Genomic DNA, 14,530 nt, shown 5'->3' with positions numbered 1-14,530 from the left:
GCGATCCTGAATATATCCGGTTAAAAATTACTCATATTTAGAAATAGAGTCCTCAGGTGGTAATCGAGTGTGTGATTTAGCCCTATCAATTGCAGAACGTTTCTATATATTTTCTACTTATGGGCTAGAATAGAGAAAATTATTCTAAAGATGATAAGCAATGAAAATCGAGTTAGATAAAACCGACAGAAAACTTCTGTCTATTCTGCAAAATGACAGTACCGTTTCTCTTAATGAGTTGGCAGAAGAGGTAAACCTTACTACCACGCCTTGCTGGAAGCGGCTGAAAAGGCTGGAAGACAACGGTGTTATTAATAAGCGGGTAGCACTGCTTAATCCGGAAAGACTGGGGTTATTCTTTATCGCTTTTGTTCTGGTAAAAACCATAGATCACTCGCATGAGTGGTACCATCGCTTTGTAGAGACTGTAACGCCTTTCCCGGAAGTGATGGAGTTTTATCGTATGGCCGGTGAATATGACTATATGATGAAAGTTCAGGTGGAAGATATGAAGTGTTTCGATGAGTTTTATAAGAAGCTGGTAAACAGCGTGGACGGTATTTCTAATGTCACTTCAACTTTTGCCATGGAGCCGCTGAAATATACAACGGCTCTGCCGATTGATGAAGGTTAATTGTTTATGCGCTTTACTGGGTAAAGCGCATCACCCCTTCCTGAATCGCTGAGGCAACAAGATCACCCTGCTGGTTGTAAATCTCACCCCTTACCAAACCACGCTCATTACTGGCAGTAGGGCTCTCTATTGCATAGAGCAGCCACTCATCCATTTTAAATGGACGATGGAACCACATAGAGTGGTCTATAGTGGCGACCTGAAAGTTTGGTGTCATTAGGGTGACCTTATGCGGGTGCATTGCCGTAACTAAGAAGCCCCAGTCAGAGGCATAGGCCAGCAGATACTGGTGAATAATCTGTTTATCAGGAACTGTGCCGTTAGCTTTAATCCAGAGATACTGTTTCGGGTCGGCTTTTACCGGCTTTAACGGGTTAATAACGGTTACCGGGCGGACTTCGATAGGCTTCTCACCACAAAATACCTGCTGGATTTTCTCCGGCAAAAATTCGGCTATTTGACTGGCCAGCTCTCTTTCCGATTTATAGTTTTCCGGCCCTTCAATCTGCGGCATAGGGTTTTGGTGTTCAAAACCGTCTGTTTCGCCATGGTAAGAAGCGGTCAGATAGAAGATAGGACGCCCTTTTTGTACCGCTTTTACTCTTCTGGTACTGAAGCTGCGTCCGTCTCTTAAGGTTTCCACATCATAGATAATCGGCATTTCAGGGTCGCCGGGGTAGAGAAAATAGCTGTGGAATGAGTGGGCAATGCGGTCATCACTTACGGTATATCTTGCTGCAGATAGCGCCTGTCCCAGCACTTGTCCGCCATATACCTGAGGCAGACCAAGGTGCTCACTCTGACCACGAAAAAGTCCCTGTTCCAGTTGCTCAAGATTCAACAGCTTGAGGAGTGACTCTAATGGTTTACTCATACTTTCTCTCTCTTTCTATTATTCTTTTAAAAACTAACGATACTAAAATACGGCTGGACTAAGAAGCGATTGTTCACCCGGTTTCCATTGATACAGCTTCATTTTAACTCTGCCGCTCTCGTTCACTTCAACGCCTTCCGCTTCAAGTTTCTGTTTTTGTCTCAGCAGGTCGTTTCCCTTGAGAGAGATTTTTCCGGCACTGTTTATTACTCTGAACCAAGGCAGCTTTGAGTCCTTTGGCAGATTTGCAAGGGCTTTACCAACATGACGGGCGTAACCGGGATAACCAGCCATTTTAGCCACTTCGCCATAGCTGGAGACCTTACCTTTGGGGATTTGATGAATAACAATAAATACTTGCTGTAAAAATGGATCCATTCTGAGTTCCGCTTTTTATAATGCACTTTTCAAGTTAACACCTTGATCTGATGCTGATAAATCTCGCTGCAAAAGCATCTTGACGTTATGCGGATATACTACCGGAGTCTAAATGCGAAAAGGAACTGTTTTTGTTGAGCTATCAATCAGAAATTATGCGTAAAGTACATTTAATAGTCATTCAGACAGCAAAGGCAAGAATATGGCTTTCTATTACTTGCAAAGCGATTCCGGATAACAGATAATCCTCCGCACTCACCAAATGGTGAAACAAAATCTATGGAGGCCCTGGTCCTCCCGCAACAATACCTCGTTGACCTGGTCAGGCCCGGAAGGGAGCAGCCACGGCGGGCGACTTGTGTGCCGGGATGTGGCTGGGGCTTCCACCCATCTAGTGTTTGCTAATTCCTTCATTCCAGTTTACTGAATCCAACCAGAGTTAAGGGTGTTACCCCTTCAGTTCAAAATTAACTATCTGTTTTTATTCAATATCACTCGGTGCATGCCGCTCTGGAAACTCGAAGTTGCTTAACCTACTGATGTAAATAGTAAAACAATCAATTACAAATTTTAGTGATCTTTTCATTTGCTCCTTCGTATTACTACCTGAAGTCATTTTGTTGCTGTCAATCAGCCAAAATGGAAAACAGTTTAAGGGCGGGATAGCAGGCAGGAAAAGCTTGTTGCAGAGCCTGATTAGTGAGGAAAGGGAAATGAATAAGTTACTGCTAGCTTCTGTCTTCTCGGCATCAGCATTTATGCTGAGTGGTTGCGGAGAAGATAATGATCGAAGATCGTCTGTACAGGCGGTTCATGCTTCTAAGGATGCCCCTCTGGCTGATGTATCCATCAATGGCAAGAGAAAGTGGACAGGAGGAGATTTTGGAAAAACGTCTGGCTACGTATCTGTACTAGCTGGTAGTAATACGGTAAAAGTTGATGTCCGCCTTCCCGGGGGGCAGAGCGCTACCGTTATTCCTTCAACCACTCTGAATCTTGCAGACAGTCAGAAGTATACTGTTCTGGTTGTCGGTGAAGCTGATGCGGCGACTAGCACTCCTGTTGACGCTCTTATTGTCAGCAGACCTGCGGTCGGTTCTGAGTCTGCAACAACATTAGATGTTCAGGTAGTACATGCTTCAGCTGGTGTACCTGATGTTGATGTCTATGTAACCGCTCCCGGCGCAGATATTAATAGCGCTGCTCCCGTTGATACGCTGGGCTATAAGGCCAGCAGCGGAGTACTGAACATTGCCAGCGGCAACTACCAGATTCGTCTTACTCTTTCCGGTACCAAGACAGTGGTATTTGATTCGGGAAGTGTGCCTCTTGCAGCCAACAGTGAGCTAACTATTGCCGCTATACCGAATACTAACGAGGTTGCTGGTTCATCACCGGTAAAACTGATGGTTATGGATGGTAGCAGCAGTTCTTCGATTATCTATAACAATACAGAGCAGAGCCAGCTACGGGTTGGTCACTTGGTTTACGATGCTCCCCGGGTTGATGCTGCATTAAACGGTACAGAAGCCGTATCCAATCTGGACTTCAAAGATATCTCAACCCCCTATGCTGATATTGCTTCAGGCAGTTATGACATTACCGTATACGCTGGTGATGACCCTGCCGGTTCAACGGTTATAGATGCGCAGGATGTTTCTTTTGCAGCCGGTATGGATTACAGCGTTTATGCCGTTGATCTCCTTGCAACCATCGAGCCTCTGGTTATTCGCGATGAGAGAAGAAAAGTGGCAACCAGTGCCGTACTTAATGTTCTGCATGCAGCTCAAAACCCTGCAGCGGCCTCTGTTGATGTCTACTTAACGGAAACCACTAACTTTGCTGCCAGTAGCCCGGCGATTGAAGATTTTGCTTACAAGCAGAGTGTTCAGCAGGTTTATGTTGCCGATGGCACTTACTATGTAACAGTAACACCGGCTAATGTTGCCACTGCTGTCATTGGTCCTGCTGCCATTACCGTTGAAGACGGAAAGGTGTATCAGGCCATTGCTGTAAGTGATTCTGCATCTACTTTTGATCTGTTAGTCAGTGAAATAACGGAATAGACTATCTGAATAGATAAAGAGGAGGCAGGTATTTCCTGCCTCTTGTTTTTATGCCATCTCTATATGCTCCGCCAGCGCCTTGATAAAACGGGCGGCTTCTCCACCGGTGCAGGCACGGTGGTCAAAGGTAATGGAGAGCGGGATTGCCCTTGTACTGATTACCTCACCGTTAATCATCACCAGTTTGTCGATGATTCTGCCGACACCAACTATGGCGACCTGAGGAGGAGAAACAACAGGAGTGGCATAGATACCGGCAATAGCACCAAAGTTGGACAGGGTAATAGTGGCATGCTGTAGCTGCTCCCTGCCAATTTTCCTCTCTCTTATGCCCTTCACGGTAGTGTCCAGCCACTGGCGAATCTCTGCGCCTTTCTGGTTGTCAGCTTTACGAAGCACAGGCACATATAAACCGTGGGGACTATCGACGGCAATACCGATATTTACTGTGTTATGCACACAACGTGTCATGGTTTGTTCATCGAACCAGGCATTAAGTGCCGGTTCTTTTTCACAGGCAAAGGATACCGCCTTAATAAGCCGGATGGTGATATCTTCATCTTCAGCCCAGTTCGTCAGCAGAGCTTCTTCTGTAATAGTAACTGAGGCGACATTGTGGTGAGAATCGGCCATGGTGTTAACCATGGTTCGACGTGCCCCCTTAAGCACTTCAGTACCCGGTTGCTGTTTATCACACGCCTTGTAGATATCATTATCGACAATCATGCCGTCCGGCCCGCTGCCCTGAACCTGTTTCAGATTCACCCCTAGCTTTTGTGCCAGTAGCCGGGCTGAGGGCATGGCAGTGATATGCTCTTCATGGTCATCATCCGGTGCTGCACCTACCCTGAAATCATCAACGGCGACCTGGTGATTCTGCTGGGATACATTGCCAACCACAGTGGCAGCATCCGGTTGTCTGGTTTCTGCTTGCGCATCGGTGACTGACTCCTTCTCGTCAATCTCCAGTAATACGCTGCCGATGCTGATAACATCACCTTCATCGCCGTAGCGGTTTACAATTGTTCCGCCATAAGGCGCCGGTACTTCAACGGTTGCTTTAGCGGTTTCTACGGTAACAACGATTTGGTCGACTTCTACGCTATCTCCTTTTTTGATATGCCATTGAACAATCTCGGACTCAGCCAGCCCTTCTCCCAGATCCGGTAGGGTAAATGTCTTCATTTCCAGCCCTCCACAAGTTCCCGCGCAGCCTGAACGATATCTTGTTGCTGAATCATAAAGTAATCCTCATTTCGGTAGTAAGGCATAACGGTATCCATACCGGTAACCCGCTTAGGTGGTGCTTTTAACAGGCACATAGCATGCTCTGCCGTGCGGGCGAGTATTTCAGCGCCGACACCACAGGTTTTACTCGCTTCATGGACCACTAACAGGCGTCCGGTTTTCTCAACGGACTTAAGAATTGTCGCCATATCAATGGGTTTGATACTGGCAAGGTCAATAACCTCAGCTTCTATATTCTGGGTGGAAAGCTTGTCAGCCGCCTGAAGGGATTCAACCACACAGGCTCCCCATGTCACTAAGGTAATGTCGCGGCCCTTGCGCAGGGTAAAACAGCTGTCTAGCGGCAGTGCTTCACCATTGTCCTCAACATTCGATCGTACTGTGCGGTAAATTCTCTTCGGCTCAAAGAACATCACGGGGTCATTGCTGCGTATCGAGGCTAACAGCAGGCCATACGCCCGCTGAGGTGAAGAGGGGACGACAACCCGGAAGCCGGGAGTATGAGCGAATAGAGCTTCAACACTTTCGGAGTGATGTTCTGGCGCATGGATGCCTCCTCCGAAGGGAGCGCGGAATACCGCAGGGCAAGTGAGTCTTCCACGGGTGCGGTTTCGCATTCTTGCCGCATGGCACATTAAGTGTTCCAAAGCAGGGAAAACAAAGCCCTGAAACTGAAACTCCGCTACCGGTCTTAGTCCCTGAGTGGCCATACCTACGGAGACTCCGCCAATAAGAGCTTCTGCTAATGGAGTATCAATAACCCGCTTTAGGCCGTACTTCTCCTTCAGCCCTACCGTGGCGCGGAACACGCCACCGTTGTCTCCGACATCTTCGCCGAGAACCACCACTTTTTCGTTATGAGCCATTTCATAATGCAAGGCTAGGTTTACTGCCTCAACCAAGGTAATCTCAGCCATGTTTACCTCCCTGCATTCGCATCGCTTTGTGGATTAATAGATCCCGCTGGTGGTGAAGTTCACTGTCTGCAGACTCATAAAGGTAATCAAATGCCGTTTCGGGCGCCTGAGGCTGGATGCTCAGATAATTTTCTACCGCCTTTTCTACCCTTTCTTTGCATTCCCGTAGCCACTCCTCATCTTGCTCCTCGCTCCAGCCGTTTTGATCGATTAAGTAGGCTTTGAGGCGCTTGATTGGCTCGTAGCGCCACGCCTGCTGGACTTCGTCGTCGCTGCGGTAGCGACTGGCATCGTCGGCGGTAGTATGATCACTTAGCCGATAACTAATTGCTTCAATAAGAGTAGGGCCTTTGCCTCTGCGCGCTCTGTCGAGCGCTGTGGTTATCGCATCGTACATCGCAACAATGTCATTACCGTCGACAGTCAGGCCGGAAATTCCCGCCCCTTGTGCCTTTTCAGACAAAAACTCTGCTGCACACTGTAGTTGTCTCGGAACAGAAATCGCCCACTGGTTATTGTTGACGACAAACACCAGAGGGATATTCCAGCTTCCCGCGCAGTTTATCGACTCAAGGAAGTCTCCTTTGGATGTTGCTCCGTCACCACAGGTAACCAGAGCTGCATGATGCTTTCCTTCGATCTTCAGGGCAGATGCGACTCCGACAGCATGAGTACATTGGGTGGCAATGGGCACGCAGAATGGCAGATCACGGCAGTGGGAGTGGCTTCCTTCTGGTGCAAAATCACTGCCTCTCTCGTCGCCTCCCCAGTACTGCAGGTTTTTTTCCATTGCGATTCCCCGCGCCCACATTGCAGGCATATCCCGGTAATAGGGGATAAAAACATCATCTTCATGCAGGGCACTTCCGACAGCAATGCCAATCGCCTCTGCGCCGAGATGAGAAGGATAAGTACCCAGTTTCCCGGTACGCTGAAGTGCAACGGCTTTATTGTCATAGGTACGGGTTAATATCATTTGCCGGTAAAAGTGAGTTAAACGCTGCATATTTGCCCAATCGGGCAGTTTTTGACAGGGCTCTCCCTGATGATCGATAAATCGATGCATTGGTAATGCCTGAACATTCATCCCAAGCTCCTTCTTATGCATTATCTTATGTTAGATAATCACATCCATGCTTTATTGTTATATTTGGTTCCTGATAGCGCTCAGCGAGGCAATGAATTACCGCTGAGCACACCACTGTTTTCGAGCTTTTAATCTGTTTTTGTCTTTATGAGGGAGGCATATTGCTAATAATGAATCCCTTTTCAGAGCTATATTCCATAAAAGCCAGTTACGTTAAGTGTAAATGAAATGTTAAATTTTGCTGGTAAAGTGAAATGAATACAGAGAAATATTCTGCTGAAAAGAGATAGGATAGGAATGTATGCTGGTTATAAAATGGTCAAATTATTAAAACAATTGAGAATCACTAGATTTTGATGAAAATTCGCACGATTATTTTTTTGGAATCATCCAGAAGTTTCCGTAGTAGAGTTTCTGTAGGCTGATACTGCTGCCTCGCTGGATCAGATAGAACTCCAGAGATTTATCTTTTTTCTCCACCACAATATGGTGAAGCGTCCCGTTTTCTACCGGTTTTGTTCTGTGGGACGTAAGCTCGACGGTTTTGATTTTGTGCTTGGCCAGGTAGGTATACTGTTTTTTCGGACCATCCTTAGCCAGATCCAGTATCACTTGATTCAGTAGCGGGATAAAGGGGTAGGCACTCTGTTCCATTTTTTCTGATTTGTTGGTTCTGCGGTTTTCGATCTGCATGGTCGAAAAGTCGTAGCGGAAAGATTTACGCTTAGAGCCGATTTTCTCCCGGTAGCTGGTTTCCACCGGAGTGATAACGCCTTCTGACTCTCTATAAGTTCCCCGCTCTTCAACATCTGCCCCGATAAACAGAAATGAGCCTCTGGCTCTGCCGTTGTAGGTGCAGTTGTTGTCTTTACAAAACGAGGTAAGAATAACGCCGCCAAGTGTTACCGGGCCGAACCCCACGTCAAACTCGCCGCTGATTCCGGCGTAAGCGGGCTGAGCTATTGCTGTAACACAGAGGGCCATCAGAGTAGAAAACGATCTTATCAGCATAAACCTTACTTGCCTCAGCGGTTTTAACAATACTAACTTTAAACATATATGAGATAGTCAATCTTAGCCAATAACAGTTGGCATATTGTCAATAGCTGTTAAAGATAACCTTCAGCTTCTGTCGGCAGAGCGTATTGTGAAACCTCTTCTATACTAACAAGATAGTCATCAAGGAAATCCGGAGTGACGTTGCGATTAGTTAAATGGGATTTAATATCAGATCGTTATCTGTCCTTACTGAAGGGCAACAGCTGCTCTGTTGCCGCTATTTCCCTGCCTACCGCACTACTTATCAGCTTTTCAACATTTGCAAACGGTCAGACGATTTCCGAATTTCCGTCAAGTGATACTTTTTCTGAACCTCTTCCACCGGTATTGGGTGATGATGATCTTGTCTACCTTCCGCCAGAAGAGTCATGGGTGGATATTACAGAAGAATTTGTTTCCGATTCTGTCCACGATCTCGGAACCTATCTTGACCACAATATCGCGAAAAAGGAGCAGAGTGAAAAAGCCCTGAATAACAGAAGTTTCCTGCAGATACGAAGCCAGTCGGGTTATAGCCACAGGGGCTATTATGACGGCGAATCTAAAGTCAGGCTGAGAATCGATTTTCCTCACGTTCAGGAGAACTGGAAGATCGTGATTGAAACCAGCCCTGAGGAGTATGATTCGCTGGAAAGTAAAAAGCGTGACTTAAACTCTGAGGCTAAATCATCTGGTGCTATTGGTGGAGTGAGGCTGGAGGAGAAACAGATTAGCCACTGGAAGACCAATTTTGATATCGGGATTAAAGTGAAGTTTCCACTGGATCCCTTTGTCAGGGCAGATGTGCGCCGGGTTGAAAATATGACAGATAAGTGGGTGTTTGGTTTTAAGCAGGAATTGTTCTTATTTAACTCGTTAGGTGCAGGAACCCTTACGGACATAAACTTTTACTATCCGCTGAACGAATCTGAATCACAAATTTTTAAGAGCAGTTCAAGTGCCCAGTATTTGTATGATGATCTGGCATGGGAGTTACTGCATCAGTTTCAGATATTTGACCGGCTGGATGAAGATAACCTGATGGAGTACTCCACTGGTATCGATTATGAGCCTGACGAAGATGATGAGATTAGCAACTACTGGGTTTCAACAACATGGCGGCACAACTTACATAAAAGTTGGTTGTTCCTCTCTGTGAAAGCTCAACTAGATGCCCCGAGAGAATTTGGTTACAAAATGAATCCGGGGGTTCTGATTGAGCTGGAGGCGTTTTTTTCAAAAAACAGAAAGGTTGACCGGTTATTGCGCAGTATCCCTGAATCGACCCACCAATAAGGTGTATTTGGGGCCAGTTACTTAGTTTAATCAGAGTGTTATCTGGTAAAATATACATCTTTCAAGGTATATATTTTTTTTAAAATTCCCTCTATATTTGTACGATAAACATTTACTGTAAAAGAGAAAGCTATGTCTACCATTCAGGAATTTATGACGGGTCACCATAAAGAGTGTGATGAACTGCTGGTTGAAGCAGAAAACGCCTTAGCAAAAGGAGACTGGCTACTGTTTGGTCAGAGCTGGAATCATTTTACTGACGAAACCCTGCGCCATTTTGCCATGGAAGAAGAGACCCTGTTTCCGGCATTTGAAGCAAAGACGGGCATGACAGGCGGTCCTACAATGGTAATGCGTCATGAACATAGTCAGGTAAGAGTTCAGTTTGAGCAGATGGCTTTGACAATTGAATCTCAGGATACCGATAAAGCTATGGGTATTATTGAAAGTACTATGCTGTTGATTCAACAACATAATATGAAAGAAGAGCAGATTTTATACCCTATGTCGGACAACCATTTGCCGGAACGTGAAGAGATAGTTGCACAGATGGCAAGCCAAGCTAAAACTGATAAGGCTTAATGTTCTATGGTGATGGTTATTGAGCTGGATGTCAGTGAACTGGAGCCCCCGCAGCCAATGAGGGAGATCTGTCAAAAGCTTGAGGATATGCCACAAAACTCAATTTTACATGTTTTTCATCGTAGAAAACCTGTGCCTCTGTTTGAACTGCTACAGGAGCGCTATCACTACAAACATGTAGAAAAAAGTGAACATTGTCATGAGATCTATATCTGGGATAAACAGAATAGTGATGCGCAAGCCTATGTTTCCCATAAGTTAGCTGAAGAGTAAGTTGCAATGCGATTAACAGGTCTCAGCTTTGATTCCATTCCAGAGCTGAATGTCCCACTCAGATTTTTTCTTGCCGCTCCCGTATTTGCCATTCTCGCAGCCCTGCTCATTATAGAGCAGGGAAGTGTTCTGTGGTTAAGTCGCTGGCTGCCAGCCTCTCTGGCGATCACACATCTGTTTGCTCTGGGAGTAATGCTTAGCATTATGGTTGGTTCATTGTTTCAGGTGATGCCGGTATTGTGCGGAGCACCGATTAAGATTGGCAGAGCGGGGTTAATTTTATTGCAAACCGGTCTGGTTGGCGGAGCTCTGATGTTAGCGGCGGCCTTTATGGGGTGGGCTTCTTTCACGATAAGCATGATTTTGCTCGCCCTTAGTCTGGGTTACTTTGCAATATCCCTGATATTGGTACTGATTAAAAATGCTGCCGGACAGCAGACACGGATACCAATATTACTGTCGGTACTGTTTTTAGTGGTATTACTGCTGGCGGGCATGGGTTTATTGTCCGGTTACCTGACCGGCATGACGGTTACGCCGGGTAAAAGCCTGACTCATATTCATGCGGGGGCTGGGCTGTTTGGCTGGGTATTATTGCTGATGATGGCGGTGAGCTTTCAGGTGATTCCAATGTTTCATGTTACCCCTGTCTTTCCGCCACTCTGGCGACATGGCCTTGTATCAGCTGTAGTCGCTGGCCTGTTAGCTATGGTCGTGGTGCAATTTAATCAAATCGCTTCTTATCCGGTTACCATTTATCTGGCGCTGACGGCGATGCTGTATGCTCTGATTAGTCTGGACAGGTTACGCCAGCGAAAACGCAAACTACCTGATACGGTGATCCGGTACTGGCAGATTAGTTTTGTTTGCCTGATATTAAGTGCCATTCTGATGATGACCCTACCGCTATTTTCTGCTGAGTGGCAGGTAAAACTGGAAATCTTCCTTGCCCTGCTGTTCGGGCTGGGTTTTGTTGTTGGTGTTATGCAGGGGATGTTGCTGAAGATAGTCCCTTTTCTGATTAACCTTCATCTGCAGAATGTCGCAATGCAGAACCCTGCCGGAATGATGTTACTTCCCGATCACTATAGCCTGATAAGCAGAAAACAGTGTAGGGTTCAGTTTCGCTTTTATCTATGTGTGATTGCCGCTATCACTTTGTCGTTTTTCCTGCCGCAGTATACCGCCTTAGTCGGAGTGACCCTGATACTGAACTGGATAGTGATTGCCTTTAATCTGGGGCGTGCTAGTCATCAGTATCGCAGTGTCCGGTCTGCTATGCTGGCAGTGGGTTAAGCTGAGATCGAATCCAGTGGCAGAACAGCGCCACTTTACTCCTTTGGAAGTAGTGGGCCGGTGCACACAAGTAATAACTGTAATCAGATTTTATGGCTGTATTGCCGATTCTGACCAGCTTTCCTTCTTCAATGTAGCGGCGGGTAAGGCTCTGCTTTACCAGAGCCACGCCCTGTCCTGCCAGTGCACCTTCCAGTACGAAGTTTGATCCGTTGTATTTCAGGGCCGGTGCGTTTGGCTCTACTCCCATATGCTGTAACCAGCGTGCCCAGTCCATATCCGGCCAGATATCCTCTATCAGATCAGCATGAGCCAGATCGGCTATGGAATAGATGTTATGTTCTTTCTGATAACGCGGGTGGCAGGCTGGAAGCAACTGCTCTTCAGTTAATAGTTCACTGTGCAGCCCGGGATAGTCTCCTTTTCCGTAGCGGATACAAAGGTCTATCGCATTATCTTCAAAGGTGACCAACTCATTGCGGGGATCCAGCAACAAAGATATGTCGGGATGCTTTTCCCTAAACTGATTTACTCTGGGAAGCAACCAGTGCTGGGCAAAGGAAGGGTGAGTTGAGATAGAAAGCCTGTTTGGTTCCGGATCCTGAGTTAACTTTTGTAGCCCGTGGGTGATCTCTTTAAAACCATTTTTGGCCGAGAGGAACAAGATCTCACCTTCACGGGTCAGGGCAATATTTCTGTGTTGGCGAATGAATAGAGTACAGTTTAGCGACTCTTCCAACTGCCGGATTTGTTGGCTGATGGCGGCAGGAGTGACAAAAACCGCCTCTGCGGCCTCTTTAAAGCTGCCTTTCTCCGCCGCCAGATAGAAGTAGTACAACCCCTGAAGGGGAGGCATCTGCTCTTTCACATTAGTTTTCCTTAACTGTTAGTAAGAAAGTATCGTTTGTGGCAAATGTCAGCATAACCCAGACTAATGGTGTTAATCCAATATAAGGAGATGGTTATGATTCAGGTTAGCTCAGTATCAGGTGAACATAAAGCAGGGCGTAGCGATATTTTAGTTAAGCGTGTCTTTTGTCAAGTTAAGCTCTGGAATCGCAACAGAAAGACAAGAAGGCAGTTGCAGCAACTGCCAACCCGCCTTCTGAATGATATCGGAATAACACGGCATCAGGCCGAGACAGAGGCTGCTAAATCTTTCTGGCTGTGAGCTTTTTTCTCAGCGTTCAGGTAGTGACTCAGTTGTTCGGTCTCTGCCTGACTAAACTCCAGCCCAAGTTTGCTTCGTCTCCACAAAATATCCTCAGCGGTAACTGCCCACTCATGTTCTGTCAGGTAATCCACCTCTGCCTGATACAAACCGTGACCAAAGTGTTTTCCTAACGCTTGCATAGAGGTCTTGCCCTGCAATATCTGGTAGGCCGAAGTGCCATAACTTCTTACCCAGCGACTGGCCAGATTGTCATCCAGCCAGTGATATTGATGAATTAAATCAAGCTGCAGTGATTCGCGGCTACGGAAATCACCACCGGGCAAAACCGCCTCTTTTGTCCAGCCGGAGCGGATAGAGGGGAAGTAGGGTGCCAGATGGCCGACGGCCGCTTCGCCCAGCTTGCGGTAGGTTGTCAGTTTACCGCCAAATACCGACAGAAGTGGTGCGTTATCAAACTCGTCGTCCAGCTCAATGGTGTAATCTCTGGTCACGGCCTGAGCACTGGATGACTCATCTTCGCATAGAGGGCGGACACCGGACCAGCTGGAAATAACATCCTCAGGCGAAATCTGAGCGGTAAAATGCTGATTAACAATATCGCACAGATAACGGGTCTCTTCGTCGTCTATATGTACCTTGGCAGGATCGCCCTGATAATCCACGTCTGTGGTGCCGATAACCGAGTACTTACCCAGATAAGGAATCACAAACACGATTCGGTTGTCGCTGTTTTGCAATATGTAGGCGTGGTCTTGCGGATACATCTGCTTTACGACCAAATGGCTGCCTTTCACCAGACGGATTTTTCTGGGAGAAGTTAGGTGCAACTGGTTATCAAAAAAGCGTTCTACCCACGGACCTGCAGCATTAACCAACGCCTTACACCGGATCTGCTGCATCGTGCTGGTTTGTTGATCTTCTATCTTTAATTGCCATAGGTTTTGATGTCTCTCGGCACCTACGCACTTATGGCGGGTAAAAATGTCTGCCCCTTTTTGTTTAGCCAACTGAGCATTGGCGACTACAAGGCGGGCATCATCAACGGCACAATCGGAATACTCGAAGCCAATTTTCATTTCAGGCTGGAGTGGTCCGTCAGCAGGGAAGTTGACCCCGTGACTGGCTGGGAGGGAGACTCGTTTTCCCAGATGGTCATACAGAAAAAGTCCGGTACGAATCATCCATGCCGGACGAAGATGAGGGCGGTGAGGGAGCCGGAAGCGTAATGGTGAGACCAGATGCGGCGCGTTTTTAAGTAACACTTCCCTTTCAGCTAACGCTTCGCTGACCAGACGGAATTCATAGTGTTCCAGATAGCGTAACCCGCCATGAATCAGCTTGCTACTGGCAGAGGAAGTTGCTGAAGCAAGATCATTCATTTCATACAAAGCGACTTTTAGTCCTCTGCCGGCAGCGTCAGCAGCGATAGCGACACCGTTTATGCCACCTCCTATCACAACGAGATCATATATAGTGTCATTTTGTTGCATTTCGAACGCTCTCCATCTTCGTTTTGCTCGAACGAGCATGTTTACCTACTATATAACCATAGCAGCAACAAAAAATCGAACCTGTTTTTTTGTTTAATTTATGTTATTGATGCCTGCATCAAACATTAACTGGTTTAATTTGCTAGGCTTTCAGTCAGATTGATATGTTAACGAAAT

15 protein-coding genes and 1 other RNA gene are annotated in these 14,530 nt (G+C 46.6%); 8 read left to right on the top strand and 8 right to left on the bottom strand.

What is annotated here, in order from left to right; genetic code table 11:
- The first annotated feature begins 160 nt into the window (after nt 1–160).
- Entirely contained in the window at nt 161–634 is a 474-nt protein-coding gene (locus PK654_RS10180) for an Lrp/AsnC family transcriptional regulator (protein ID WP_271695690.1), read from the top strand.
- 13 nt (nt 635–647) lie between these two features.
- Here PK654_RS10180 and tesB read toward each other — a convergent pair whose 3' ends face one another.
- Both tesB and PK654_RS10170 read right to left on the bottom strand, forming a co-directional pair.
- Nucleotides 648–1,508 carry an acyl-CoA thioesterase II gene (gene tesB, locus PK654_RS10175; protein ID WP_271695689.1) on the bottom strand — a complete coding sequence of 287 codons (861 nt, stop codon included), beginning with the start codon at nt 1,506–1,508 and terminating at the stop codon, nt 648–650.
- A gap of 42 nt (nt 1,509–1,550) precedes the next feature.
- Complete coding sequence (locus tag PK654_RS10170; RefSeq protein WP_271695688.1) at nt 1,551–1,886, bottom strand: MGMT family protein; 336 nt, start codon at nt 1,884–1,886, stop codon at nt 1,551–1,553.
- Nucleotides 1,887–2,172: 286 nt separating this feature from the next.
- On the opposite strand from PK654_RS10170, the gene ffs reads away from it, so the two are divergent.
- Nucleotides 2,173–2,269: signal recognition particle sRNA small type (gene ffs / locus PK654_RS10165), an RNA gene on the top strand.
- A gap of 330 nt (nt 2,270–2,599) precedes the next feature.
- Nucleotides 2,600–3,952: a DUF4397 domain-containing protein gene (locus PK654_RS10160; RefSeq protein WP_271695687.1), complete on the top strand. Its 1,353-nt coding sequence runs from the start codon at nt 2,600–2,602 to the stop codon at nt 3,950–3,952.
- 48 nt (nt 3,953–4,000) lie between these two features.
- On the opposite strand, the gene PK654_RS10155 is transcribed toward PK654_RS10160, so the two are convergent.
- The 4 genes from PK654_RS10155 to PK654_RS10140 form a co-directional block, all read right to left on the bottom strand.
- A complete protein-coding gene (locus PK654_RS10155; RefSeq protein ID WP_271695686.1) occupies nt 4,001–5,137 on the bottom strand; it encodes a dihydrolipoamide acetyltransferase family protein in 1,137 nt (378 codons plus the stop codon).
- The gene (locus PK654_RS10150; protein WP_271695685.1) at nt 5,134–6,117 is read right to left on the bottom strand and encodes an alpha-ketoacid dehydrogenase subunit beta; all 984 of its coding nucleotides are present in this window, start codon (nt 6,115–6,117) and stop codon (nt 5,134–5,136) included. The genes PK654_RS10155 and PK654_RS10150 overlap by 4 nt, the downstream gene beginning before the upstream one ends.
- Nucleotides 6,110–7,204: a pyruvate dehydrogenase (acetyl-transferring) E1 component subunit alpha gene (gene pdhA / locus PK654_RS10145; RefSeq protein WP_271695684.1), complete on the bottom strand. Its 1,095-nt coding sequence runs from the start codon at nt 7,202–7,204 to the stop codon at nt 6,110–6,112. Before pdhA ends, PK654_RS10150 begins: the two co-directional genes overlap by 8 nt.
- Nucleotides 7,205–7,576: 372 nt before the next feature.
- A complete protein-coding gene (locus tag PK654_RS10140; protein WP_271695682.1) occupies nt 7,577–8,215 on the bottom strand; it encodes a hypothetical protein in 639 nt (212 codons plus the stop codon).
- 183 nt (nt 8,216–8,398) lie between these two features.
- Here PK654_RS10140 and PK654_RS10135 point away from each other — a divergent pair, with 183 nt between their 5' ends.
- The 4 genes from PK654_RS10135 to PK654_RS10120 all read left to right on the top strand — a co-directional run bounded on the left by PK654_RS10135 (nt 8,399) and on the right by PK654_RS10120 (nt 11,689).
- Entirely contained in the window at nt 8,399–9,538 is a 1,140-nt protein-coding gene (locus PK654_RS10135; RefSeq protein WP_271695680.1) for a hypothetical protein, read from the top strand.
- Between the two features lie 132 nt (nt 9,539–9,670).
- Entirely contained in the window at nt 9,671–10,120 is a 450-nt protein-coding gene (locus PK654_RS10130; RefSeq protein ID WP_271695678.1) for a hemerythrin domain-containing protein, read from the top strand.
- Between the two features lie 6 nt (nt 10,121–10,126).
- Nucleotides 10,127–10,393: a DUF2249 domain-containing protein gene (locus PK654_RS10125; protein ID WP_271695677.1), complete on the top strand. Its 267-nt coding sequence runs from the start codon at nt 10,127–10,129 to the stop codon at nt 10,391–10,393.
- Nucleotides 10,394–10,399: 6 nt separating this feature from the next.
- Nucleotides 10,400–11,689: a hypothetical protein gene (locus tag PK654_RS10120; protein WP_271695676.1), complete on the top strand. Its 1,290-nt coding sequence runs from the start codon at nt 10,400–10,402 to the stop codon at nt 11,687–11,689.
- Here the strand turns inward: PK654_RS10120 and PK654_RS10115 are convergent.
- Nucleotides 11,670–12,557: a LysR substrate-binding domain-containing protein gene (locus PK654_RS10115; protein WP_271695674.1), complete on the bottom strand. Its 888-nt coding sequence runs from the start codon at nt 12,555–12,557 to the stop codon at nt 11,670–11,672. The two genes, PK654_RS10120 and PK654_RS10115, sit on opposite strands and share 20 nt — an antisense overlap.
- A gap of 96 nt (nt 12,558–12,653) precedes the next feature.
- Here PK654_RS10115 and PK654_RS10110 point away from each other — a divergent pair, with 96 nt between their 5' ends.
- Entirely contained in the window at nt 12,654–12,860 is a 207-nt protein-coding gene (locus PK654_RS10110; RefSeq protein ID WP_271695673.1) for a DUF1127 domain-containing protein, read from the top strand.
- Here the strand turns inward: PK654_RS10110 and glpD are convergent.
- Entirely contained in the window at nt 12,821–14,353 is a 1,533-nt protein-coding gene (gene glpD, locus PK654_RS10105) for a glycerol-3-phosphate dehydrogenase (RefSeq protein ID WP_271695671.1), read from the bottom strand. The two genes, PK654_RS10110 and glpD, sit on opposite strands and share 40 nt — an antisense overlap.
- Nucleotides 14,354–14,530: the final 177 nt, after the last annotated feature.

Origin of the sequence: Vibrio sp. SCSIO 43137, from assembly GCF_028201475.1 — a bacterium.
In the GTDB taxonomy this organism is placed as follows: domain Bacteria; phylum Pseudomonadota; class Gammaproteobacteria; order Enterobacterales; family Vibrionaceae; genus Vibrio.
Note: the sequence above shows the minus strand (reverse complement) of the source record. Positions and strands in the feature narration are given on the sequence as shown.

Bases quoted from the DNA above. Each gene is read 5' to 3' on its own strand.
- PK654_RS10180 (WP_271695690.1), top strand. From the start codon at position 161: ATGAAAATCGAGTTAGATAAAACCGACAGAAAACTTCTGTCTATTCTG.
- tesB (WP_271695689.1), bottom strand. From the start codon at position 1,508: ATGAGTAAACCATTAGAGTCACTCCTCAAGCTGTTGAATCTTGAGCAA.
- PK654_RS10170 (WP_271695688.1), bottom strand. From the start codon at position 1,886: ATGGATCCATTTTTACAGCAAGTATTTATTGTTATTCATCAAATCCCC.
- PK654_RS10160 (WP_271695687.1), top strand. From the start codon at position 2,600: ATGAATAAGTTACTGCTAGCTTCTGTCTTCTCGGCATCAGCATTTATG.
- PK654_RS10155 (WP_271695686.1), bottom strand. From the start codon at position 5,137: ATGAAGACATTTACCCTACCGGATCTGGGAGAAGGGCTGGCTGAGTCC.
- PK654_RS10150 (WP_271695685.1), bottom strand. From the start codon at position 6,117: ATGGCTGAGATTACCTTGGTTGAGGCAGTAAACCTAGCCTTGCATTAT.
- pdhA (WP_271695684.1), bottom strand. From the start codon at position 7,204: ATGAATGTTCAGGCATTACCAATGCATCGATTTATCGATCATCAGGGA.
- PK654_RS10140 (WP_271695682.1), bottom strand. From the start codon at position 8,215: ATGCTGATAAGATCGTTTTCTACTCTGATGGCCCTCTGTGTTACAGCA.
- PK654_RS10130 (WP_271695678.1), top strand. From the start codon at position 9,671: ATGTCTACCATTCAGGAATTTATGACGGGTCACCATAAAGAGTGTGAT.
- PK654_RS10125 (WP_271695677.1), top strand. From the start codon at position 10,127: ATGGTGATGGTTATTGAGCTGGATGTCAGTGAACTGGAGCCCCCGCAG.
- PK654_RS10120 (WP_271695676.1), top strand. From the start codon at position 10,400: ATGCGATTAACAGGTCTCAGCTTTGATTCCATTCCAGAGCTGAATGTC.
- PK654_RS10110 (WP_271695673.1), top strand. From the start codon at position 12,654: ATGATTCAGGTTAGCTCAGTATCAGGTGAACATAAAGCAGGGCGTAGC.
- glpD (WP_271695671.1), bottom strand. From the start codon at position 14,353: ATGCAACAAAATGACACTATATATGATCTCGTTGTGATAGGAGGTGGC.